This window comes from Pleomorphomonas diazotrophica, assembly GCF_002844595.1.
Taxonomy (GTDB): domain Bacteria; phylum Pseudomonadota; class Alphaproteobacteria; order Rhizobiales; family Pleomorphomonadaceae; genus Pleomorphomonas; species Pleomorphomonas diazotrophica.
Genome location: NZ_PJNW01000002.1, coordinates 1 through 21,209 on the forward strand (window position 1 = coordinate 1; position 21,209 = coordinate 21,209).

Genomic DNA, 21,209 nt, shown 5'->3' on the forward strand with positions numbered 1-21,209 from the left:
GAAAACCGAGAGGGCTTTGGCGTATCTGAAAGCGACCTAATCATCGCTAGAGACCGGAAGGCCCATCGTGGGGTAAAACCGCTGATCGCGGGGCTCACCTGCAGGGCGAGGCGCTGTACATCCAAAAGCCTCCGCCAGGCGTATAATCAGAGAAACCGAAGAGAGTGGGTCATGATGCGATCTACCGTTCTCGCGAGCGGGTTTGTCCTGCTCTGGCTTCTCTGTCCGATCGTTGCCATCGCCACGTTCCGTTTTCTTGTCGGTGGTGTCGCCATCACCATGCCGGGGTTCCTCTATCAAGCCGAAATGCGCCCGCTCGCATTCTACGCCCACATCGTATTGGGCTCGGTTGCGTTGGGTCTCGTGCCGTTCCAGTTCTGGCAAGGGCTGCGGTTCAGGCAGATACGGGTTCACCGCTGGCTCGGTCGCGCCTATGGCGTCTCGGTTCTTGCAGGCGGAACCGGTGGTTTGTGGCTGGCAGTGACCAGCCGATCTGGCGACGTCGCCTCATGGGGGTTCGGCCTCCTTGCCATCGCCTGGGTTGGTGCGACGGTCTGTGGAATCCTACTCGCCATGGGGCGAAATGCCTCCGCGCACCGGGACTGGATGATCCGGTCTGCGGCGCTCACGATCGCTGCGGTGACGCTGCGGATCTATCTCGGCCTCGGGATGCTGCTCGGCTTCTCCTACGAAGATATCGCCGGCTTCCTCGCATGGAGTTGCTGGGTGCCGAATCTGATCGCCGCCGAGTTGATCCTGCGTCACGGCAGAGGGCGGCGGCGTAGCCCCGTAGCTGCCAGTCATCAAGCCGGAAGGCTCTAGCCAGTTGGTGCGGCAGCCAGGAAGGCCAGCAGTTCCTTCTCGTTGTAGGGCTTGAGGATGATCGGTGATCCCAGGAGGTCGGTCGGAAGAAGGTTCGGCGCCACGAGGCCGGTCATGAAGGCGAAGGGCATGCCCCTCCGCTTCAGCTCGCGCGCCAAGTCGAAGGACGTCTCGTTCATGAGATGGATATCGAGCAACGCCGCCTGGGGTTTGCCCTGATCCAGGCCGTCCGATGCCGCCGCCGCCGTGAAGAAGGGGCCGACGACCATGAAACCCTTGGAGGTCAACAAGTCTTCGAGGTCCATGGCAATCAGCGGCTCGTCCTCAAGGACGAGAATTTTCATGCCGCTGGTCATCTGCCACCTCGCGATCTTTGCAGCCGCTTGAATTCGCTTTTTCTTTGCTATTAAGGATATTAGTGGCGCGGGATGTTTCTGTATGTCCAATACTGAACATAACGGGAGAACTTCCGCGCTTTTTACATCCGCAGGAACACGCATGGCCGCAATTTCGACGTTCGAGGGCAAGACCGGCAACAATCTTGTCGACGCGTTGCGCCCCAGGGAGCGGGAACTTCTGGTCTCACATCTTCAGTCGTGGCCCGGCGAGGTGGGGCGGACGCTGCAAATGCCGGGCAGCCGAGTGGAGTGGGCCTATTTCCCGATCGGCAAGGCCATGGTCTCCTACCGCGTCACCTTTGGCGATGGGCGAGAGGTAGAAACGGCCCTCATCGGCCGTGAAGGCGCGGTTGGTGGTATCGTCAGTCAAGGTCATTTGCCGGCCTTCGCGCTGGCCGTGGTGCTGTTTGGCGGAACCTTCGCCCGGATCTCGCTCACCGACCTCGAGGCCATCAAGGCCCGGGAACCTGCCATCGACTCGCTGTTCAACCGCTATGCCGATTGCCTTCTGGCGCAGGTGTTTCAGGCAAGCGCCTGCAATGCCGCTCACAGCATCCAGCAACGGGCGGCCCGCTGGCTGGTGGCGGCCAGCGAGCGCACCGGATCGGACGAGTTGACGTTGACTCAGGACCAACTCGCGGGATTGCTCGGCGTCGGCCGCAGCTACACGACGCGCGTCATCGGGCGGTTCAAGGCGGAAGGCGTGGTCGACACGCAGAGAGGCCGGCTGACCGTGGTCGACCATGCTCACCTCGCCGCGATGGCGTGCGATTGCAACGACGTGGTGCGCAGCCACTTCAACACGGTGCTGAAGGGCGTCTATCCGGACCCGTGAGCGTTCCGGAGCTGTTTTGAGGTCTACAAGACCCGGAGGCCGAGCTCCTTCAGGAGGTCGGTCGCCTGGGCGCGGGAAATGATGGCGCCCCGGAAATGCGCCGCATCCCCCAGGCGTATGCCGCCGAGATCGGCGCCGCGCAGGTCGGCTCCCTCGAAGCGGGCGCGGATGAGCTGGGCGTCGCGCAGGCTGCAATCCTCGAACACCACGTCGCGGAAGTCGGCGCCTTCCAGGAGGGCGCCGGAGAGGTCCACCTGCCTGAGCGTCTCACCGCGGAAGGACACCTTGGGCAGGCGCGCGTCGACCGCCAACACTTCCTCCAGCGTGAGATCGACGGTGCGGGCATCGGTAAGGTCGGCGCCGGTCAGCTTGGAGCGGCGGAAGGCGGCGGAGGTCAGAACCGCTTGCCGGAACAAGGCGTTGTTGAAGTCCGAGGCGACGATCTCCGCGTCAACCAGGTCGGCACGGCTGAAGTCGGCGAAGGCGGCCTTGCAGGTCGACCAGCGGCTTTCGGAAAGGCGGGTGCGCGCGAGCTTGCAATGGCCGAGGTTGCAGTTGTCGAACTGCCAGCCGGAAAGGTCGACTTCGCCGAAGACGAGGCCGGCGAGGTCGGCACCGGCGAGGCGACGCGGCGCGCCGACGGCCAGCAGCCGATCGAGGGCCGCCTGATCGACGGCCTTGCCTGCAAGGTCGATGGCGGGGATGTCGGTCATGCGCTGCCTCCGCCACCCACCGGAACGGTCATTCGCCCTCGAAGGCGATCAGCGTGCGAACGGCGACGTTGAGGGCGCGGAGCTTGTCGGCGCCGCCGAGCGCCGGCAGGTCGACGATGAAGCAGGCCGCTTCGAGCTCGCCGCCCATCTGGCGGATCAGCTTGGCGGCGGCGCTGGCCGTGCCGCCGGTGGCGATCAGGTCGTCGACCAGGAGCACGCGCTCGCCGGGCAGGATGGCGTCCTTGTGCATCTCGATCTCGTCGACGCCATATTCCAGGCTGTAGACCATCGACACCGTCTCGTGCGGCAGTTTGCCCTTCTTGCGGATCGGCACGAAACCGGCGCTGAGCTGATGGGCGACGGCGCCGCCGAGAATGAAGCCGCGCGCTTCGATGCCCGCCACCTTGTCGATCTTGCCACCCGCCCAGGGCTGCACCAGCTCGTCGACGGTGCGCCGGAAGGCGCGGGCATTGCCGAGAAGGGTGGTGATGTCGCGGAAGATGATGCCCGGCTTGGGATAGTCGGGGATCGCGCGAATGGTATCGGCCAGATTCATGGAGGGGCTTCCCGAAGAAGTTACGGCTCGTTCTAGACGGCTCGCCCGCGGGCCGCAACAGTTTCGACCCGTCGGTGGCGTCCCGACGGCGGTTTTCCTGCGTTTGTCGGCAAACATGAAAAAGGGCCCGTCGGGGCCCTCTTCCTTGGCATCGATGAGAAACGGTCAGTGCGCGGTGCCGCGCCAGACCTGCCGCTTCACGAAGTAGAGGATGCCGGCAAAAACGAAGAGGTAGAGCATCACCTTGAGGCCCAGCTCCTTGCGGGCGTCGAGATGCGGCTCGGCGGCCCACATCAGGAAGGCCGACACGTCCTTGGCATACTGCTCCTTGGTCTGGGGCGTGCCGTCGGAATACTCGACGACGTCGTTGTCGAGCGGCGGCGGCATGCGCAGGGAAACGCCGTTGATGAAGTGCGGGTTGTAGTAGGTGCCTTCCGGCACCTCCACGCCTTCCGGCGGGTCCTGGTAGCCGGTGAGCAGCGCCGTGATGTAGTCCGGGCCCTGTTCCTGGTAGGGCCAGAACATGTCGAACACGAACCAGGGGAAGCCGCGATGGACGGCGCGCGCCTTGGCGATCAGCGACAGGTCGGGCGGCAGGGCGCCGCCGTTGGCGGCACGGGCCGCATTGTCGTTGGGGAAGGGCGAGGGGAAGGCGTCGGACGGCAGGCGCGGCCGCTCGAACATCTCGCCGGCGTCGTTGGGGCCGTCCTCAATGGCGTAGGTGGCGGCAAGCACCTTCACCGCGTCCTCGGTGAAGCCCGGCCCACCCTCGTCGGCGAGGTTGCGGAACTTGACCAGCTTCATCGAGTGACAGGACGAGCAGACGTCCTTGTAGACCTGATAGCCGCGCTGGAGCTGCGCCTGGTCATAATGGCCGAAGAAACCGGCGAAGGACCATTCCTGGCGGGCCGGCTTCAAAAGCGGGAACTCCACCGCCTTTTCCTCGGCGGACGCAACGGTGGCGGTCAGGGCGATGCCGGCGGCGACAGCGGCGGCGGCCCAACGGATCATCTTGGCAGTCATGATTTCTCTCCGTCGGGCGCTCAATGGGCAGAACTGGGAGCCGATTTTGCCAGGATGGCGTCGTTGATCGACACCGGCAGCGGCTTCGGCTTCTCGATGTAGCCCAGCACCGGCAGGATCACCAGGAAGTAGGCGAAGTAGTAGAAGGTGCTGAGCTTCGCCCAGACGACCGCCTGATAATCAAGCCCGGGGACATGGAACAGGATGTCGTCGGTCTTCACCGAGCCGAGGTAGCCGAGGAACAGCGCGTTGACGCCGAACAGCCAGAAGGCGACCTTGAAGATCGGCCGGAAGCGGCCTGACCGCACCTTGGAGGTGTCGAGCCATGGCAGGAAGGCCAGGACGGCGATGGCGCCGAACATGGCGAGCACGCCGCCGAGCTTCGAGTCGATCGGCCCGATGTTGAAGTCGATGGCCCGGAGGATGGCGTAGAACGGCAGGAAGTACCATTCCGGCACGATGTGGGCCGGCGTCGACAGCGGGTTGGCCTCGATGTAGTTGTCGGGGTGGCCGAGGAAGTTCGGCTGATAGAAGACGAACCAGCCGTAGAAGATCATGAACAGCACGATCCACATCACGTCCTTCGACGTGGCGTAGGGCGTGAAGGGCACGGTGTCCTTCTCGCTCTTGACGTCGATGCCGAGCGGGTTGTTCTGGCCGACCACGTGCAGCGCCCAGACGTGCAGCACCACGACGCCGGCGATCAGGAACGGCAGCAGATAGTGCAGCGAGAAGAAGCGGTTGAGCGTGGCGTTGTCCACCGAGAAGCCGCCGATCAAGAGCGTCTGGATCGGCTGGCCGACGATGGGGAGCGCGGTGAAGAAGTTGGTGATGACGGTGGCGCCCCAGAAGGACATCTGGCCCCAGGGCAGCACGTAGCCCATGAAGGCGGCGGCCATCATCAGGAGGTAGATGATGACGCCGAGGATCCACAGGATCTCGCGCGGCGGCTTGTAGGAGCCGTAGTAGAGACCGCGGAAGATGTGGATGTAGACGGCGATGAAGAACATCGACGCGCCGTTGGCGTGGAGATAGCGGATCAGCCAGCCCCAGTTGACGTCGCGCATGATGCTCTCGACCGACTGGAAGGCGATGCGGCTGTCGGCGGCATAGTGCATGGCCAGCACGATGCCGGTGACGATCTGCACCACCAGCATCATCGCGAGGATGCCGCCGAAGGTCCAGAGGGCGTTGAGGTTGCGCGGCGTCGGGTAGGAGACGGCGGTGTCGTGCAGGAGGCGGACGACGGGAAGGCGTGCCTCGAACCACTTCCCCAAGGCTGTCCTCGGGACATAGGTCGAATGACCGGACATGGATTACCTCTTCGGGAAGGACGATCAGCCGATGCGGATCTTGGTGTCGGTGAGGAAGGCGTAGGGCGGAATCGGCAGGTTCTCCGGCGCCGGACCACTGCGGATGCGGCCGGAGGTGTCGTAGACCGATCCGTGGCAGGGGCAGAACCAGCCGCCGAATTCGCCGGACTCGTCGAGCGGAATGCAGCCGAGATGGGTGCAGACCTTGGTCATGACGAGGATGTTCTCCTTGCCGGCCGCGGCGCGATTGGCGTCGGAGGCGTCGGCGGAGGCGTCGGCGTTGGCGTTGCGGGCCAGCGGGTCCTTCAGCTCCTCGAGCTTGACGGCCTTGCCTTCCTCGACTTCTTTCTCGGTGCGGTTGCGGATCACCACCGGCTTGCCGCGCCACATGACGGTGATCGCCTGACCGGGCTGAACGCCGGAAATGTCCACCTCGACCGATGCGAGCGCGCGGGTGGAGGCATCGGGGTTCATCTGGTCGATGAACGGCCAGGCTGCAGCCGCAACGCCGACTACGCCGAAAGCACCGGCAGCATGCAGGAGGAAATCGCGGCGGGTTGGTTCTGCCGGTGTATCACTCTCAGCCAAGATCGCTTCCTTTCGCGCGGGGAGCGGTCGCGGCAATCAGCCGGACGACCGCCTCACAGGCCCGCCGCCGCCACCCCGTCCGTGGCAGTTGATGCGGGCGTGAAGAAGAGGTTTCAACAACTTGCCCGGCGCCCGAAGCGGACGTGACTACGCCTTGCTACGGATGCCTTTCCGGCCCCCTTTATGCATCAACGCCAACCATTGTCCAGTTGGTCCGCCTGAGAATTTGGTCTGATTTTTGGATTTGTTCCAAAAAGATTGGGAGCCGTTACCGGCTCCCTACAGCGCGCTTGCCACCGGTCCGTTTCCGGACCAGTGCACTCCTGTTTTTGTTCGGGACGCAGCCTTGCTCAGTGGACCTTTTGCCATCCCACGCCGGGGATGTCGTTCCAGGAGTTGGTGAGGTGGCAGGCCTGGCAATCCTCCACCTTGGCATCGGGACGCTTCGCGATCGGCTGCGACATCATGGTGAAGTGCTCCATGTAGTGGCTGGGCGGCGCCTGATGGCACTGGTTGCAGTCGCGGGTATTGGGGGAGGGGTGGACGAACTCGGGAATGGACCAGACCTTGGTGCTGTGACAGGAAGCGCAGTCCGAGCCGAACTGGTTTTGATGCGGGTCCTGTTTGGCGTGGCAGGATGAGCACTGCAACACCTCCGCTTCGGGCGAGCCGCCCTTCGCCTTGCCGTGCTCGATGCCCGCGAGATAGCGTTGCAGGTCGGTGAGAAGCGGCGAGGTTTTCGCCGGCGCGCCGGACGCCCTGGCGGAAAGGTCGATGCCGGCCTTGGCGAGCACCTGATGATCCATGGCGATCGGCCGCCGGTCCTCTCCCTGGTGCTCGACGTGGCAGCCCGCGCAGGTGCCGATGTCGGCATGGAAGGCGGTGTCCTGCGTTTCCAGAAGGCGCGGGTTTTCCGCGTGGCAGGTCAGGCAGGCGGTAGCCTCCGGTCCCTTGTAGGGCGTGTGGCAGCTCTCGCACTTGTCGGTCAGGAAGGCATGTGCCTTGGACAGCGGGCCCGGATTGACCCAGCCCTTCCAATCCTTCCATGTCGCCGGCTTGGTGACGGCGGGCGCCGTCGGGGCCGGCTTGGCGCCGTCGAGCGCCGACTGGGCGTAGGCCATCTGGCCGAGCCAGTTGCCGGCGAGAAACATGAGAAGGGTGAGGATCTGAACGACGATTCTCATAGCGGCAGCCACCTCAGCCCGAAGTAGAAGGCCTGCCAGATGTGCAGGCCGAGCAGGATCATCAAAGCGATCGACAAGACGATATGCAGGATGAGCCAGCGCCGGAATGCCGCCCTGACGGCGGCATAGGCGGCGATGGCCGACTTGACGTCGGCGATGGCGGCGGCCACGTCATGGGGACGGGGCGGCCTTTCGCCATCGTGCCGGCGCCAGGGGGTGAGCTGCCAGCCGAGATAGACGAGGAAGTTGCGAGGTACCGGCTCCGCTGGCCGGTCGCTCTCCAGAAGCTCGTCGAAGTTCCGGCTCAGTCCGTGAAGCAGTTCCTTCTTGTCTCTCAGCTGCTCGGCCACCCGGCTCAGAATGTAGCGGCCTATGTAGCCGCTGAGCGCGGTTGCCAGCATCAGGGCGGTGAGGGCGATGCCGAGGCCGTGCTCGAAGCGCCGTCCGGTGTGGATCAGGCCGAGGATCGGCCCGATCAATCCGGCGTAGATGTGGAAGGTCAGGAAGGCCCGGAGGCCGCGCGGGCCGCCGAACAGGCGCTTGACAGCGCCTATTCGCCTGACCGGCGTGTAGAGCACGGACGCAAGCATCAGGAGCGCGCCGGCGATGCCGATCAGGCTGCCGCCCAGGCTGCCCGCGAAGCGCGGTTGCTCTTCGACGAGAAAGCCGAACGCCAGCGTGATGAGCAGGACGATCAGGCCCCAGGACAGGATGCGTTCGCGATCGCTCACCTCATGCCCTCACGATGACCTTGCCGCGCGGATAGGACTGGCAAGCGAGAACCATGCTGTCCTTGACCGCATGGGCGGTGTCCTCGCCTTCGGTCAGGATGTCTCCCTGAACGACCTTGATCTTGCATCCGTTACAGGTGCCGGCCAGACAACTGCCGCTGATCTCCACTTCGGCCCGTTCCGCCGCGTCGTAAAGGGTTTCTCCCGGCTCGAGAATAACCGTCTTTCCCGAGCGCGAGAACACCACTTCGGCAGGTCCTGGCTCACTCGTCGGGACTGGCGCCTTCCCGGGGCTGGCTCGCGACGTCGCCGCCTGCTCGGCCGGCTCGGCCGGAGGGGACGGGACGGGTGCAGCCGTGGGAGTGGTGGGAGGCGCGGCCGGTGCCCGGTGGGTCAGATGCGGCAGGTGGGCCGATATCCGCCGGACGAGCTGGGCGGCGGCACCCATGCGATAGATGTAGGCGGTCACCAGGGTGACGGAGGCGAGGATGAGCGCCACCATCACGGTGAGGTGGAACGGTGTCAGGCCATAAATCACCCACTCGTCGTTGGCTTCCACCAGGCTGGGCATGTTCATCTGCCGGCGAAACCAGCCGAGTGCCACTTGCTGGGGCGCTTCGCCGGCCAGGACGCGTTGCCCGGACAGCCCGGCCTCGGTGAGCGCGGCCCCCTGCTTGATGAGATTGAGGGCGTTGCGGACGGCGAGGGCGTCGGCCTCGGCCGTCCTGCGCGACAGTTGGACGAGGCCGTTCGTCATCAGGGCGGCTCCCGCCGAAATCGACTGACGGGATTGCATCTCAAGGGAGACGCGCTGCTCGGGGCCGACCTCAGGCATCGCCATCAGGCTGGGGTAGAAGGCCGGCTGCGGCATGCTCATTTCGCCCATCATGGCCATCATCTGGCCCGCGCCGGACGTTGACACCGTCGAACTGCCGGACATCGGTGGGGCGGACGGGGCGGAAGGAGACGGCATGGTGGCGAGCGCCGTCTTGGGAATGTCGGTCGGTGCCGCATATTGGCCGGCCCCGTAGGCCGGAGCATAGGTGAGGCCCTGCATCGGCCCAGTCTGGGGCATCGGCGCGGCCTGGGGCATCGCCTGGCCCGGATGATGGGCCGCGTGATCGGGTGGCGGGACATCGGCAAGGGCCGGCGATGTTCCGGACAGGACCATCGCCAGCGCGGCCGTCAGGGCTGCGTTCAGGAGCAAGCCGGCAGGTTTGGAGCGCACATGGGCACGCTTGCCGCCGCAAGCAATCGGCATCAGAGGCACGGGAGATTCCTCGATCGAAAGGGAAGGAAGGCGCCCGGAGCCCGACGCCGTGAGGGACGCCGGGCTCCGGACTCCGCTTACTTGATGACGTGCGAGTTATGCGTGCTCTGGTCGGCCGGCGCGGCCGGCGCGGCCGGATCGGTGATCTGGGCGGCGGCCTGTCCCCAGGCCAGGGTCTTCAGCGTCTGCAGCTCGGTTTCATGCGAGGCGAGCACCTGTTCGGCGATCTTGCGGATCTCCGGGTTGGTGCCGTGCAGGAGCTCGATCCGGGCAAGGTCGATGCCGGCCTCATGCTGGGCGATCATGCCCTGCAGGAAGTCCTTGTCCGGCGCGCCCGTGAGCGGCTGATTCAGGATGTTGACCAGCCGCGAGTAGGTCCAGGCCGTGGCCTGGGCGGCCGGCGTCGGCGGCACCTGAACCTGCGGCGCCGGGAACTGGTTCGCCTGCGGTGCGGCCGCTCCCGGCATGGCGTTCATCATCGGCTGGCCCATCATCTGGCTGGGCTGCATGCCCGGCATGGCCTGCTGCATCTGCTGCGGGGTCATCATCATGCCCGGTTGGGCCATCGGCTGCTGCTGGGCCTGCGGCGCCGGCATGCCGGGCTGCTGCATGCCTTGCTGGGGCATGTTGCCCATCTGCCCGCCGCTCGGCATCGGCATCTGCATCTGGTCCATCATCATGCCGCCCGAAGACGAGCCCGAGGGCATCGAGGAGCCACCGCCCATGGGCATCATCATCATGGCAAAGGACGGAGCGGCGAAGGCGACGGTGGCAAGGGCGACGGTCGCAAAGAGGGTGGAGTGAAGCTTAGTCATGGTTTTCCTCGGTTTCTGAATGCAGACCGGCGCGCCTCTCAGGGCGGCATGTTCGTCTGCGGATTTTCAGGATGTTCCGGCCGTGGCCGAAAAGCTGATCGTGCTTCAACCGGTCGGACGCTCGCGCCAGGCGCGGCCATTCCGACGGAGTGGTGGCAGGATCAGGACCGAGGGGGCTCCATGGGCGGCTCCGGCCCATAAAGCGCAACCGTCGCCTCGTTGGAGGGGACGGGACGAATGCCGAATGCCGCGCTGGCCGTCTTGGCGATCAGGGCGGCGGTGCCGGGCACGCATTTGGCCATGCAGCTTGCCGCGCCGACGCAGGCGATCTTGCCGCAGTCCATCTTGCCGGACGGATGCGTGGCGCAACAGGGATCGGCATCGAGAGAGGTCAGGACCGGACCCGGCTGGGCCAGATCCATGACCGTTGAGCCGTGCTCGGCATGCATGGCGCTTGCCGTCGCCAGAGGCAACGACAGCATGCCCAGGATCGCGACCCAGGCAAACAGCCAGCGAAAGTGAGACAAACGGCCCATGTATATAAGTTGGCACAGGTTCCGTGTGGCTGCCATTGATATAAAATACGTATCGAATCCCGGCCATGCCGCCGGGTTTCCGGGCGAAATGGAGTTGTTGGGGAGAGGTGACCGCCGGGCGAGGCCTTGACCGCGATGGTTGCCGAACCACATACTTGCCCATCTCTGAGCGGGTTAGGTCCCTTGGTACGCCCCTTCGTGTTGCTCATTGCGGTGCTTGCCCTGCTTCTGGCCGTCGCGCCGGGATCGCATGCCTATGGCGCCGTGATGGGGGCGGGTCCGACCATGTCCTCCTCGCACGGCGACCCCGATGGCTGTGCCTCGGCAATGGCTCTCAAGGGCCAGACGCAACAGCACGATGCTGGCGGCTGCGCCAAGATGAACTGCTGCCTGGGCGCGATGTGCGTCTTTGCCGGCCTGCCGTCGACGGCGGTCGTTGCTACGGCACCGGCAACGGCCGTGCTGTCCCTTTCGTCGGTGACCGCCGCCCTCAACGGCCGTGACGTCGCCCCACCTCTCGATCCTCCCAGATCATTCGTCTGACCGTTTGTCGCGGATTTCCGCCAACGCTTTCACTCGAAATCTCGCCTCCCGGCGAGCAGCGCGCCGTTGGCCGCTGGAACACTTCATTTCAACGCAGTTCCGAGCGCAAAAGACTTTCACTGGAACTGCTCTGGGGATCGATCATGAACCGCAGAACTCTCCTCAAGACCGCCCTCGGCGGCGCCGCCATCCTGTCGCTGCCGACGTTGCGTGCCTTTGCCGCGACGACGCAGACCCTGACGCTGGCCTCGCGGACCATCGAGGTGAACGGCCGCGCCGCCACCGTCTATTCGCTCACCGGTCCCGATGGAAAGCCGGGCCTTACCTTCGATGCCGGCGCCGATTTCGACGTGGCGCTGGCCAACACGCTCGGCGAGGATACCATCGTCCACTGGCACGGGCTGACGCCGCCGTGGGATCAGGACGGGGTGGCCGACGCGCCGAAGCCGATGCTCAAGGCCGGCGAGACGCGGGCCTATCGCTTCCCGGTGGGCAGCGGCGGCACCCACTGGATGCACGCCCATACGCTGCAGGAGCAGAACCTACTGGCGGCGCCGCTGATCGTGCGGCGCCCGGAGGAGACGGCCGCCGACGAGCAGGAAATCGTCATCCTGCTGCACGATTTCTCCTTCACGTCGGCGGCGGAGCTGCTGGCCAAGCTGAAGGGTAACACGTCGGGCGGACATGCCATGTCGGGCATGGGCCATGACATGCCGGCGATGGACATGTCGATGCAGGGCATGGATCACGGCGGCATGGACATGGGCTCGATGAAGGGCATGGACCACGGCGAAGCCATGGACCTCAACGACATCGAATACGACGCCTATCTCGCAAACGATCGTACGCTCGACGATCCGGAGGTGGTCAAGGTCGAGAAGGGCGGCAACGTCCGCCTGCGCATCATCAACGGCGCGACGGGGACAGCCTTTTCCATCGACCTCGGCAGCCTCGAGGGGCAGGTGATTGCCGTCGACGGCCAGCCGGTGCAGCCGGTCGACGCCCGGCGCTTTCCGATGACCATGGGGCAGCGGCTCGACATTCGCCTCCGTGTTCCTCAGGAAGGCGGGGCCTTCCCCATCCTGGCGCTCCGCGAGGGCGGGACGCAGCGGACCGGCATCGTCATCGGCACCGCCGGATCGACGGTGCCCAAGCTGTCGCCTGTGGGCGAGGTGGCGGGACCGGTGGTCGACATTGCCCAAGAGGTCGGCCTGCGGGCCATCGCGCCGCTGGCCGATCGGCCGGCCGATGTCCGCTATGTCGTCGATCTCAAGGGCGACATGGCGGGCTACACCTGGTCGATGCCCGGCAGCGAGGCGATCAGGGTGACGAAGGGACAGCGGGTCGAGATCGACATGCGCAATGCCTCGATGATGGCCCATCCGATGCACCTGCACGGCCATCATTTCCAGGTGGTCGGCCTCGACGGTGGCCCGCGCTTCTCTGGCGCGGTGCGCGACACCGTGCTGGTGCCGCCGAACAGGACCGTCACCATCGCCATCGACGCGGAAAACCCCGGCCGCTGGGCGTTTCACTGCCATCACCTCTACCACATGGCAGCGGGCATGATGGGGACCTTCGCCTACGACGACGTGTGACGATCAAACATGGCGCGAGGCGGCCTGCTGCCTCGCGCTATTCCACCTCTCGCAGGGAAGCGGCAATATCTGCCATCGAGCGGAACAGGAGCAGTTCATCGTCCCTGGAGGGCAGGAAGCCACGCCGGCGCCAGAAGGCAGCGGCGTCAGGATCTATGGCGTTGACCAACAGGGCTCGGCCGCCGATCAGGCCGGCGGCTGTCACGCAGCGCGTCAAGGCGTGCTTGACCAAACCCGTTCCGATGCCTTGGCCGACATAGGCGATATCGGTCGCCAACTGCCCGAGCAGCAGACAGGGAACAGGGTCTGGCGGCTGGCCGGTGCGGATCGATCGGGGCATGGCGGCCGGCATGACGGCGGTCGGCGCGAGACCATAATAACCGACCATCCGACCCACGTCGTGAACGACGATGACGGCGGTAAAGCCCTTCTGCTGATTGGAAAGGGCGCGTGTCTTCAGCCAGGTATCGAGGGCGGGCTTGCCGCAGGCAAAGGCTGAAACGTCATGCTCGGCCGTCAGAGGTTCGGGCGCTGACAGATGCGCTGACCGGGGCATTGATCAGGGCTCGTTGCTCTCGGATGCTTCCCAGGGCGCCGGACGCTTCAGCACCTCGACCATTTCCGAGACTGGCCGGGCCGGCTCCGACAGCACGTCGACGAAGGATTGAAACCCCTCCGGGCTCATGCGGATCGGCAGCGTTTGGAGCAGAACGTCTTCCGCTGCCTGCATGGCGGCCTCCCGGACGAAATCGGTTCTCGACCGGCCGCGCAGCCGCGCGGCGCGATCGATGATGGCGAGATCCGCTTCGGGCAGGCGCATCGACAGCGGATGGTCCTTGCGTTCGGCTTTGCCTGGCATGGTGTCTCTCCTCATCAGAGCGTAAGGTAACGCATGTAATGCAAAATGCAATACAACGAGCGACTCAAGCCGGCTCGTCCTCGTCGATGTTGAGGAAGCCGCCGGTCTGGCGGCTCCAAAGGCCGGCGTAGAGCCCGCCCTTGGCGACGAGGTCGGCATGGCTGCCCATCTCTATGATGCGGCCGCGATCCATGACGACCAGCCGGTCCATGCGGGCAATGGTGGAGAGACGGTGGGCGATGGCGATCACCGTCTTGCCCTCCATCAGCACGCCGAGGCTCTCCTGGATGGCCGCCTCGACATCCGAGTCCAAGGCGGAGGTTGCCTCGTCCAGCACCAGGATCGGCGCGTTCTTGAGGAGCACGCGGGCGATGGCGATGCGCTGCCTCTGGCCGCCGCTGAGCTTCACGCCGCGCTCGCCGACATAGGCGTCGAAGCCGGTCCGTCCCTTGTTGTCCACGAGGTCGGGGATGAATTCGTCGGCGTGGGCCATGCGGGCGGCGGCCAGCATTTCCTCGTCGCTGGCGTCGGGACGGCCGTATTTGATGTTGTCGCGGATCGACCGGTGCAGCAGCGAGGTGTCCTGGGTGACCACCCCGACAGCGGCGCGCAGCGAGTTCTGCGTGACCTTGGCGATATTCTGCCCGTCGATGCGGATGGCGCCAGTTTCAAGGTCGTAAAGGCGCAGGAGCAGGCTCACCAACGTCGACTTGCCGGCGCCGGAGCGGCCGACGAGGCCGATGCGCTCGCCCGGCGCGATATCGAGCGTCAGGTCGTCGATGGCGAGCCGCGCGTCCTTGCCCGTCCCGTAGCCGAAACTGACCCGGTCGATCTCGATGCCGCCGCCGGTGACGGCGAGCGGCTTGGCGTCGGGACGGTCGGTGATGAGCTGGGGCCGCGACAGCGAGCGCACCGTGTCGTCGAGCGTGCCGACGCTCTCGAACAGGTCGGAGAGGCTCATGGTGGCGAAGCGCGACAGTTGCTGGATCTGCATGGTCATGGCGATCACCGAGGCGATGTCGCCGGGGGTGGCAAGGCCATGGCTCCATAGCCGCACGCCGACAAGACCGCTGGCGGCGAGCAGCAGGCCGTTGACCAGGGTGAGCATGGCGGAGAGGCCGGTCATGAGCCGCATCTGCTTGCCGGTGGCCGTCACGCCGTTTTCCAGCGCCTCGCGCACATAGGCGTCCTCGCGCGTCGAAGCGGTGAACAGGCGCACTGTCATGTAGTTGGAATAGCCGTCGACGAGGCGGCCGGAGAAGATCGAGGCGGTGTCGGCCACCTCGCGGGCGGCGGCGCGACTCTTGGGCACGTAGGTGGAGACGAGGATGGCGTAGGCCACCGTCCAGACGATGAGCGGCGCGGCGAACAGCGGGTGCTTGACGAGGAGATAGCCGACGACGCCGACCATGTAGAGCACGACGAACAGCAACTGATCGGCGAACAGGCGGAGTAGCGAGCGGATCGCCTGGCCGGTCTGCGTCACCTTGGTGGCAATGCGGCCGACGAAGTCATTCTGGAAGAAGGAAATGTCGGCGCGGGCGACGAACTCGTGGGTTCGCCAGCGGACCAGCGTGCCGATGTTGCGCGACAGCACCTGATTGCGGACGAGTTGGGCGAGGAGGGCGATCAGCGGCCGTGCCGCCAGCAGCAGAAGCAGAAAGACGAGGATGACGCGTCCGTCGATGACGCGGTCGCCGCTCCTGTCGGCCTCGGTCACCGCGTCGATCAGCCAGCCGATGCTGATGGGCAGCGCCACCTCGATCAGCGACAACAGCAAGGTCAGCCCTGCCATCACGGCCAGCGGCCAGCCGGTCTCGCCGAGAAAGAAGCGAAGAATGCGCCACTTGGTCGTCGGCGGGGTCAGCGGATGGACGCCCGACGTTGGCTTGAAGGGATCGATCCGGGTCTCGAACCAGGCGAACAGGCGGGTTGCGGCGGATCGAAGAGAGGACATGCCACGAATGTGGCTGGATCTCCCGAGCGTGCAAGAGAGAAGCTGCGGCATCCCGAGAAATTTCTTGTGAAGCGGCTGGGGGAAGGGAGCGCCGTTGTTCGGAAGCCTGAAGGGCACGAAGGGCGGCGTGCCGTGCGATCGAGGTGGCGCAAAGTTCCACTTTCATGACAACCTGAGTTGCTCAGCCTGCCTGGAGGAGGAGAGACATGAACCGCATCGAGACCGAGGTGAGCGGCGGCTGCCAGTGCGGGGCCTTGCGCTATCGCGCCACCGCCGTGCTCGACAACTCGCACCTCTGCCATTGCCGCATGTGCCAGAAGGCCACGGGTAACATCTTTTCGGCGCTGGTCGCCGCGCCCGACGAGGCGCTCACCTGGACGCGCGGAAAGCCCAGTGTCTGGAAGAGTTCGGAGAAGGTCGAGCGCGGCTTCTGCGCCAACTGCGGCACGCCGCTGTTCTTCCACCACGTCGAGAACGGCCGCACCAACCTGATGCTCGGCACGCTCGACAATCCCAACGCCTTCCCGCCGCACGCCAACATCTGCACCGAAAACATGGTGACCTGGTTCGAGACGATCACCGACATCGAGAACACGGGCGCGACGGAGAACAACGGCCCCGCCTGGGCGGCGGCGATCAAGCAGAGCAACAATCAGCATCCCGATCACGATACCGATGGGTGGAAGGTGAAGGGGCGGGAGGGGTGATAGGAGCGAGCGCTATATCGGCCGATCGCCCTCTTCGGCCTGAGGTCCTCGCCTTCGCGAGGATGACAGTTAATCTATACAAAACAAGATATTAGTGCGCCGCTCGCGGTGCTATCTCCCCTTTATATCAGGCCGTCATCCTTGCGAAAGCGAGGACCTCAGGCAGAATGGGGCACGCGGTTCATATAGCGCTCCCTCACTCCCCCTCCTGCCTGCTCAGCACCATCAGCTCCCCACGCAGCACGTCAGGATCGGCCAGCCCCGTCTCGATCTCCGCATGCACCGCCTTCCAGATTGGCACGGCATCGGTCAGGACCGCCCGCCCCTCCGGTGTCAGCCGCAGCAATCTGGCGCGCTTGTCCGACGAGTCGGCTTCCGTTGCCACCAGCCCCCGCCGCTCCAGCGGCTTGAGGTTGGCGGTGAGCGTCGTGCGGTCCATGGCGAGCAGCGCTGCCACGCTGCCGACCTTCGGCGGATGCGGCCGGTTGAGCGACATCAGCAAGGAGAATTGACCGCTGGTGATGCCGACAGGCTTCAGCGCAATGTCGAAGCGGCGGGCCAGCGCCCGCGCCGCCCGCTGCGCATGCAGGCACAGGCAGGTGTCGCGCACCAGGATGGTCGTCTCGAAGCTTGGATTGACAGTCATTTGCATTTGAGGTTGACATCCGCTGCGTAATTACGTTGATATCAACATAGACGTGGAGGCGTCAACGGATATCGGCGGGGGAATGGGACGCCGGAGGCGGCATGACACCGCCCGACATAGCCAAGCCGGAGAAGCACCAGCGAGAAGAGCCTGCCGGTTTGCGCCTTACAAGAGGAGAACATCATGAAGATCGTCACCAGCTTGAGTTTCCGGGGCCAGTGCCGCGAGGCCTTCGAGTTCTACGCCAAGGTGCTCGGCGGCAAGATCACTGCTGCCTTTCCCTATGGCGACGGCCCGCCGGACATGCCGATGACCGACGAGAAGTACAAGACCTGGCTGATGCATTGCTGGCTCGAGGTGGGCGATCAGGCCCTGATGGGCGCCGACATGGACCTTCAGTGGGCCAAGAACATCGACAAGCCAAAGAACGGTTTCGATGTTACCCTGCACACCCAGGATAAGGCCGAAGGCGAGCGCTGGTTCAACGCGCTGTCCGAGGGCGGCACAAAGGTGATGCCGTTCCAGGAAACCTTCTGGTCGCCCGGCTTCGGCTCGCTGATCGACAAGTTCGGCATTCCCTGGATGGTCAACGTCATGCCCTCGGCCGATTGGAAGCCGCAGCAAGCCTGACCAGAACATATGTCCTATCAATAGGTTATTTGCGTAGTATCAGTCGGGCGCAAGCCCAGAGAGACAATCATGAGCCATTCCTATCGTTGGGTCATCGTCGCGGCAGGCGGCCTTCTGGGCTGCGTCGCCATCGGCGCCATGTTCTCGCTGCCCGTCTTTCTGCAGCCGATGTCCAAGGAGACCGGCTGGTCCGTCACCGGGATTTCCACGGCGATGACCATCGGTTTCCTCGCCATGGCCGTCGCCAGCATGATCTGGGGTGGCCTGTCCGACCGGTTCGGGCCGCGCCCCGTGGTGCTCACCGGCTCGGTGGTGCTCGCCTCGAGTTTGGCGCTTGCCAGCCGGACGACATCGTTGATCGAGTTCCAGTTCACCTTCGGCCTCCTGGTCGGTGCGGCCACCGCCGCCGTCTTCGCACCGATGATGGCCTGCGTCACCGGCTGGTTCGATACGCAGCGCAGCCTCGCCGTGTCGCTCGTTTCGGCCGGCATGGGCATGGCGCCGCTCACCATCGCGCCCTTCGCGGCCTGGCTCGTCACCATTCACGACTGGCGCACCTCCATGCTGATCATCGCCGGCATCACTGCCGCGCTGATGATCCCGGTGTCGCTGCTGGTCCGCCGGCCGCCGGCGCTGGAAGGCCACCATCCCGAAATGATGGCGAACGAGCCGCAGGCGGGCATGACGGTGCGGCAGGCGGTGGCTTCGCCGCAGTTCATCACGCTGATGCTGGCCAACTTCTTCTGCTGCGCCACCCACTCGGGCCCGATCTTCCACACGGTGAGCTATGCCGTCACCTGCGGCATCCCGATGATCGCGGCGGTGTCGATCTACAGCGTCGAGGGCTTCGCCGGCATGTTCGGCCGCATCGGCTTCGGCCTCGCCGGCGACCGGTTCGGCGCTCAGCGCATACTGGTGCTTGGCCTCCTGGCGCAGGCCTTCGGCGTGCTGTCCTACAGCTTCGTCAACCAGATCGGCGGCTTCTACGCCGTGGCTGTGGTGGTGGGCTTCATCTACGCCGGCACCATGCCGCTCTACGCCGTGATCATCCGCGAGAACTTCCCGCTGAAGATGATGGGCACCATCATGGGCGGCACCGCCATGGCCGGCAGCCTGGGCATGTCTACCGGCCCCTTGGTCGGCGGCATGATCTACGACCACTTCAACGGCTATGCCCTGATGTACATCGCCTCCTGTGGCATGGGCCTCGCCGCCGCGCTGATCCTGCTGTCGTTCCGGCCCTTCCCGTCAAGGCAGGAAGGGGCGCTTGCCGCGGCGTAGGACTTAAAGCCTCCCACTTGTGCATCCGCCCGGGAAGTCTTTCGACTTCCCGGGCGGATGATTTTGGACCATCTGCTTTCAGGCCTCGGCCGGAACCGAGAAGTCGGCGACCTTTCGGGCCTCGGCCTCGCTTTCGTCGACCAGGAAGCCGCCGGTCTGGCGGCTCCAGAGGCCGGCATAGAGACCACCCTTGGCGACGAGATCGGCGTGGCTGCCCATCTCGACGATGCGGCCCCGGTCCATCACCACCAGCCGGTCCATGCGGGCGATGGTGGAGAGGCGGTGGGCGATGGCGATCACCGTCTTGCCTTCCATCAGCGCCCCCAGGCTTTCCTGGATGGCCGCCTCGACGTCGGAGTCCAAGGCCGAGGTTGCCTCGTCCAGCACCAGGATCGGCGCGTTCTTGAGGAGCACGCGGGCGATGGCGATACGCTGCCGCTGACCGCCCGAGAGCTTCACACCGCGCTCGCCGACATGGGCATCGAAGCCGACGCGGCCTCGATTGTCGACGAGATCGGGGATGAAGCCGTCGGCATGCGCCATGCGGGCCGCCGCCGCCATCTCCTCGTCGCTCGCTTCGGGCCGGCCGTACTTGATGTTGTCGCGGATCGACCGGTGGAGAAGCGAGGTGTCCTGCGTCACCACGCCGATCGCCGCGCGCAGCGAGTTCTGCGTGACGCCGGCAATGTTCTGCCCATCGATGCGGATGGCGCCGCTTTCGATGTCGTAGAGACGCAGGAGCACGTTGACGAGCGTCGACTTGCCGGCACCCGAGGGACCGACGAGGCCGATCTTCTCGCCCGGCTCGATGGTCAGGCTGATGCCATCGAGCGCGCCCTTCGCCTTGCCGTAATGGAAGGCGACGCGGTCGAACTCGATGCCGCCACCGGTGACGGCGAGCGGCTTGGCCTCCTTGCGGTCGACGACCGTCTGCGGCTTCGAGATGGTGGTGATGCCGTCCTGGACGGTACCGATGTTCTCGAAGATGCCGGTCAGCTCCCACATGATCCAGCCGGACATGTTGATGATGCGGACGACCAGACCGCCGACCAGCGCGATGGCGCCGGTGGTGACTGCACCTTCCGTGAACAGCCAGACCGACAGGGCGCCGGTGATGGCGATCAGCAGGCTGTTGATGATCGTCAGCGACATGGTCATGCCGGTGATCAGCCGCTGCTGGGCATAGAACACCGCCGTATGGTCCTCCAGCGCCTCGCGGGCGAAGTCGTCCTCGCGCTCGGCGTGGGCGAACAGCTTCACCGTGTGGACGTTGGTGTAGCTGTCGACCACGCGGCCGGTGAGCAGCGAGCGCGCCTCCGACATCTCCTCCGACTTCCTGGCGACGCGCGGGATGAAGGTCCAGAGCACCAGGAGGTAGGCGCCGATCCAGATGACCAGCGGGATGGCAAGGCGCACGTCCGCCTCGACGAACAGCACCAGCGCCGACACCGTGTAGATCAGCACGAACCAGATGGCGTCCGCCGCCTGGGTGGTGGATTCACGCAAGGACGGACCGGTCTGGATGATCTTGTTGGCGACGCGGCCGGCGAAGTCGTTGTTGAAGAAGGCGATCGACTGGCGGAGCACGTAGCGGTGGTTCTGCCAGCGGATCAGGTTGGTCATGCCCGGCGCGATGGTCTGGTGGATCAGGAGATCGTGCAGCACCTGGAAGAAGGGCCGGCCGATCAGGATCACCAGGGCCATCCAGAGGAACTCCAGGCCATGGCGAACCATCACCTCGGCGGGCGGGGTGTTGCTGAGATAATCGACGATGGCGCCGATGTAACGGAACAGCGCGACCTCGATCAACGCGACGAAGAAGCCCACCACCATGACGGCGGCAAAGCTCGGCCAGACCTGGCGGAGATAGTGCCAGTAGAAGGGGATGAGGCGATCGGGCGGCTGGCCACCCGGCCCCTTGGCATAGGGGTCGATAAGGCGTTCAAAGAAGGCAAACATGACAGCACCGAAAGAAGGCGGTGAGCCGACGGCCGGATGGCCGCGGCTGAAAGCTGGAGGTTGAAATCAGGGGGCGAATGGGTTCGGGACGGCGCGCGCACTGCGGGCACGGTCCGAAACTGGCCACGGAACAGCGAGCCGGCAAAATCGGCCCGACCGGGTCAAGCTATGAGCAGAGAACCACCATTCGATCGCTCCTCCTTGTGACTGGAGCGGCTGCACGGTAGCAGAAGGAGTTTTCAGTG

At 65.2% G+C, this 21,209-nt stretch carries 23 protein-coding genes; 7 read left to right on the forward strand and 16 right to left on the reverse strand.

What is annotated here, in order from left to right; translation table 11 throughout:
• Nucleotides 1-171: 171 nt before the first annotated feature.
• On the forward strand, nt 172-822 hold the full coding sequence (locus CXZ10_RS00960; protein ID WP_210199818.1) for a DUF2306 domain-containing protein: 651 nt from the start codon (nt 172-174) through the stop codon (nt 820-822).
• On the opposite strand, the gene CXZ10_RS00965 is transcribed toward CXZ10_RS00960, so the two are convergent.
• On the reverse strand, nt 819-1,178 hold the full coding sequence (locus CXZ10_RS00965; RefSeq protein WP_180335817.1) for a response regulator: 360 nt from the start codon (nt 1,176-1,178) through the stop codon (nt 819-821). The genes CXZ10_RS00960 and CXZ10_RS00965 overlap by 4 nt on opposite strands.
• Nucleotides 1,179-1,320: 142 nt before the next feature.
• Here CXZ10_RS00965 and CXZ10_RS00970 point away from each other — a divergent pair, with 142 nt between their 5' ends.
• Nucleotides 1,321-2,055, forward strand: a complete 735-nt coding sequence (locus tag CXZ10_RS00970) for a Crp/Fnr family transcriptional regulator (protein WP_101287093.1) — start codon at nt 1,321-1,323, stop codon at nt 2,053-2,055.
• A 23-nt stretch (nt 2,056-2,078) separates the two neighbouring features.
• Here CXZ10_RS00970 and CXZ10_RS00975 read toward each other — a convergent pair whose 3' ends face one another.
• The 10 genes from CXZ10_RS00975 to CXZ10_RS01020 form a co-directional block, all read right to left on the reverse strand.
• Nucleotides 2,079-2,768: a pentapeptide repeat-containing protein gene (locus CXZ10_RS00975; RefSeq protein WP_180335818.1), complete on the reverse strand. Its 690-nt coding sequence runs from the start codon at nt 2,766-2,768 to the stop codon at nt 2,079-2,081.
• A gap of 28 nt (nt 2,769-2,796) precedes the next feature.
• The gene (locus tag CXZ10_RS00980; protein WP_101287094.1) at nt 2,797-3,324 is read right to left on the reverse strand and encodes an adenine phosphoribosyltransferase; all 528 of its coding nucleotides are present in this window, start codon (nt 3,322-3,324) and stop codon (nt 2,797-2,799) included.
• 165 nt (nt 3,325-3,489) lie between these two features.
• The gene (locus tag CXZ10_RS00985; protein ID WP_244617246.1) at nt 3,490-4,347 is read right to left on the reverse strand and encodes a cytochrome c1; all 858 of its coding nucleotides are present in this window, start codon (nt 4,345-4,347) and stop codon (nt 3,490-3,492) included.
• Between the two features lie 20 nt (nt 4,348-4,367).
• Nucleotides 4,368-5,660, reverse strand: coding sequence for a cytochrome b (locus CXZ10_RS00990; protein ID WP_101287095.1), 1,293 nt, complete (start codon nt 5,658-5,660; stop codon nt 4,368-4,370).
• 24 nt (nt 5,661-5,684) lie between these two features.
• Nucleotides 5,685-6,248, reverse strand: a complete 564-nt coding sequence (gene petA / locus CXZ10_RS00995; protein ID WP_101287096.1) for a ubiquinol-cytochrome c reductase iron-sulfur subunit — start codon at nt 6,246-6,248, stop codon at nt 5,685-5,687.
• A 350-nt stretch (nt 6,249-6,598) separates the two neighbouring features.
• On the reverse strand, nt 6,599-7,432 hold the full coding sequence (locus CXZ10_RS01000) for a cytochrome c3 family protein (RefSeq protein WP_101287097.1): 834 nt from the start codon (nt 7,430-7,432) through the stop codon (nt 6,599-6,601).
• Nucleotides 7,429-8,163 carry a hypothetical protein gene (locus tag CXZ10_RS01005; protein ID WP_101287098.1) on the reverse strand — a complete coding sequence of 245 codons (735 nt, stop codon included), beginning with the start codon at nt 8,161-8,163 and terminating at the stop codon, nt 7,429-7,431. Before CXZ10_RS01005 ends, CXZ10_RS01000 begins: the two co-directional genes overlap by 4 nt.
• Before the next feature lies 1 nt (nt 8,164).
• Nucleotides 8,165-9,424 (reverse strand): 2Fe-2S iron-sulfur cluster-binding protein, encoded by a 1,260-nt coding sequence (locus CXZ10_RS01010; protein ID WP_101287099.1) that lies wholly within the window; start codon nt 9,422-9,424, stop codon nt 8,165-8,167.
• Between the two features lie 86 nt (nt 9,425-9,510).
• Nucleotides 9,511-10,248, reverse strand: coding sequence for a DUF305 domain-containing protein (locus tag CXZ10_RS01015; protein ID WP_101287100.1), 738 nt, complete (start codon nt 10,246-10,248; stop codon nt 9,511-9,513).
• A gap of 161 nt (nt 10,249-10,409) precedes the next feature.
• Nucleotides 10,410-10,730 carry a hypothetical protein gene (locus CXZ10_RS01020; protein ID WP_143741448.1) on the reverse strand — a complete coding sequence of 107 codons (321 nt, stop codon included), beginning with the start codon at nt 10,728-10,730 and terminating at the stop codon, nt 10,410-10,412.
• A gap of 237 nt (nt 10,731-10,967) precedes the next feature.
• On the opposite strand from CXZ10_RS01020, the gene CXZ10_RS01025 reads away from it, so the two are divergent.
• A complete protein-coding gene (locus CXZ10_RS01025; protein ID WP_143741449.1) occupies nt 10,968-11,327 on the forward strand; it encodes a hypothetical protein in 360 nt (119 codons plus the stop codon).
• Nucleotides 11,328-11,470: 143 nt separating this feature from the next.
• Complete coding sequence (locus CXZ10_RS01030; RefSeq protein ID WP_101287103.1) at nt 11,471-12,925, forward strand: multicopper oxidase family protein; 1,455 nt, start codon at nt 11,471-11,473, stop codon at nt 12,923-12,925.
• A 37-nt stretch (nt 12,926-12,962) separates the two neighbouring features.
• Here the strand turns inward: CXZ10_RS01030 and CXZ10_RS01035 are convergent, their stop codons facing one another.
• From CXZ10_RS01035 to CXZ10_RS01045, 3 genes are all read right to left on the reverse strand, one after another.
• Complete coding sequence (locus tag CXZ10_RS01035; protein WP_101287104.1) at nt 12,963-13,481, reverse strand: GNAT family N-acetyltransferase; 519 nt, start codon at nt 13,479-13,481, stop codon at nt 12,963-12,965.
• A gap of 3 nt (nt 13,482-13,484) precedes the next feature.
• A complete protein-coding gene (locus tag CXZ10_RS01040) occupies nt 13,485-13,784 on the reverse strand; it encodes a type II toxin-antitoxin system TacA family antitoxin (protein ID WP_101287105.1) in 300 nt (99 codons plus the stop codon).
• Nucleotides 13,785-13,848: 64 nt separating this feature from the next.
• Complete coding sequence (locus CXZ10_RS01045) at nt 13,849-15,741, reverse strand: ABC transporter ATP-binding protein (protein WP_244617247.1); 1,893 nt, start codon at nt 15,739-15,741, stop codon at nt 13,849-13,851.
• Between the two features lie 206 nt (nt 15,742-15,947).
• On the opposite strand from CXZ10_RS01045, the gene CXZ10_RS01050 reads away from it, so the two are divergent.
• The gene (locus CXZ10_RS01050; RefSeq protein WP_101287106.1) at nt 15,948-16,448 is read left to right on the forward strand and encodes a GFA family protein; all 501 of its coding nucleotides are present in this window, start codon (nt 15,948-15,950) and stop codon (nt 16,446-16,448) included.
• 196 nt (nt 16,449-16,644) lie between these two features.
• On the opposite strand, the gene CXZ10_RS01055 is transcribed toward CXZ10_RS01050, so the two are convergent.
• On the reverse strand, nt 16,645-17,100 hold the full coding sequence (locus CXZ10_RS01055; protein WP_101287107.1) for a MarR family winged helix-turn-helix transcriptional regulator: 456 nt from the start codon (nt 17,098-17,100) through the stop codon (nt 16,645-16,647).
• A 177-nt stretch (nt 17,101-17,277) separates the two neighbouring features.
• Here CXZ10_RS01055 and CXZ10_RS01060 point away from each other — a divergent pair, with 177 nt between their 5' ends.
• The gene (locus tag CXZ10_RS01060) at nt 17,278-17,724 is read left to right on the forward strand and encodes a VOC family protein (protein ID WP_101287108.1); all 447 of its coding nucleotides are present in this window, start codon (nt 17,278-17,280) and stop codon (nt 17,722-17,724) included.
• 69 nt (nt 17,725-17,793) lie between these two features.
• Nucleotides 17,794-19,005, forward strand: coding sequence for an MFS transporter (locus CXZ10_RS01065; RefSeq protein ID WP_101287109.1), 1,212 nt, complete (start codon nt 17,794-17,796; stop codon nt 19,003-19,005).
• A gap of 78 nt (nt 19,006-19,083) precedes the next feature.
• Here CXZ10_RS01065 and CXZ10_RS01070 read toward each other — a convergent pair whose 3' ends face one another.
• On the reverse strand, nt 19,084-20,964 hold the full coding sequence (locus tag CXZ10_RS01070; protein WP_101287110.1) for an ABC transporter ATP-binding protein: 1,881 nt from the start codon (nt 20,962-20,964) through the stop codon (nt 19,084-19,086).
• Between the last annotated feature and the right edge of the window lie 245 nt (nt 20,965-21,209).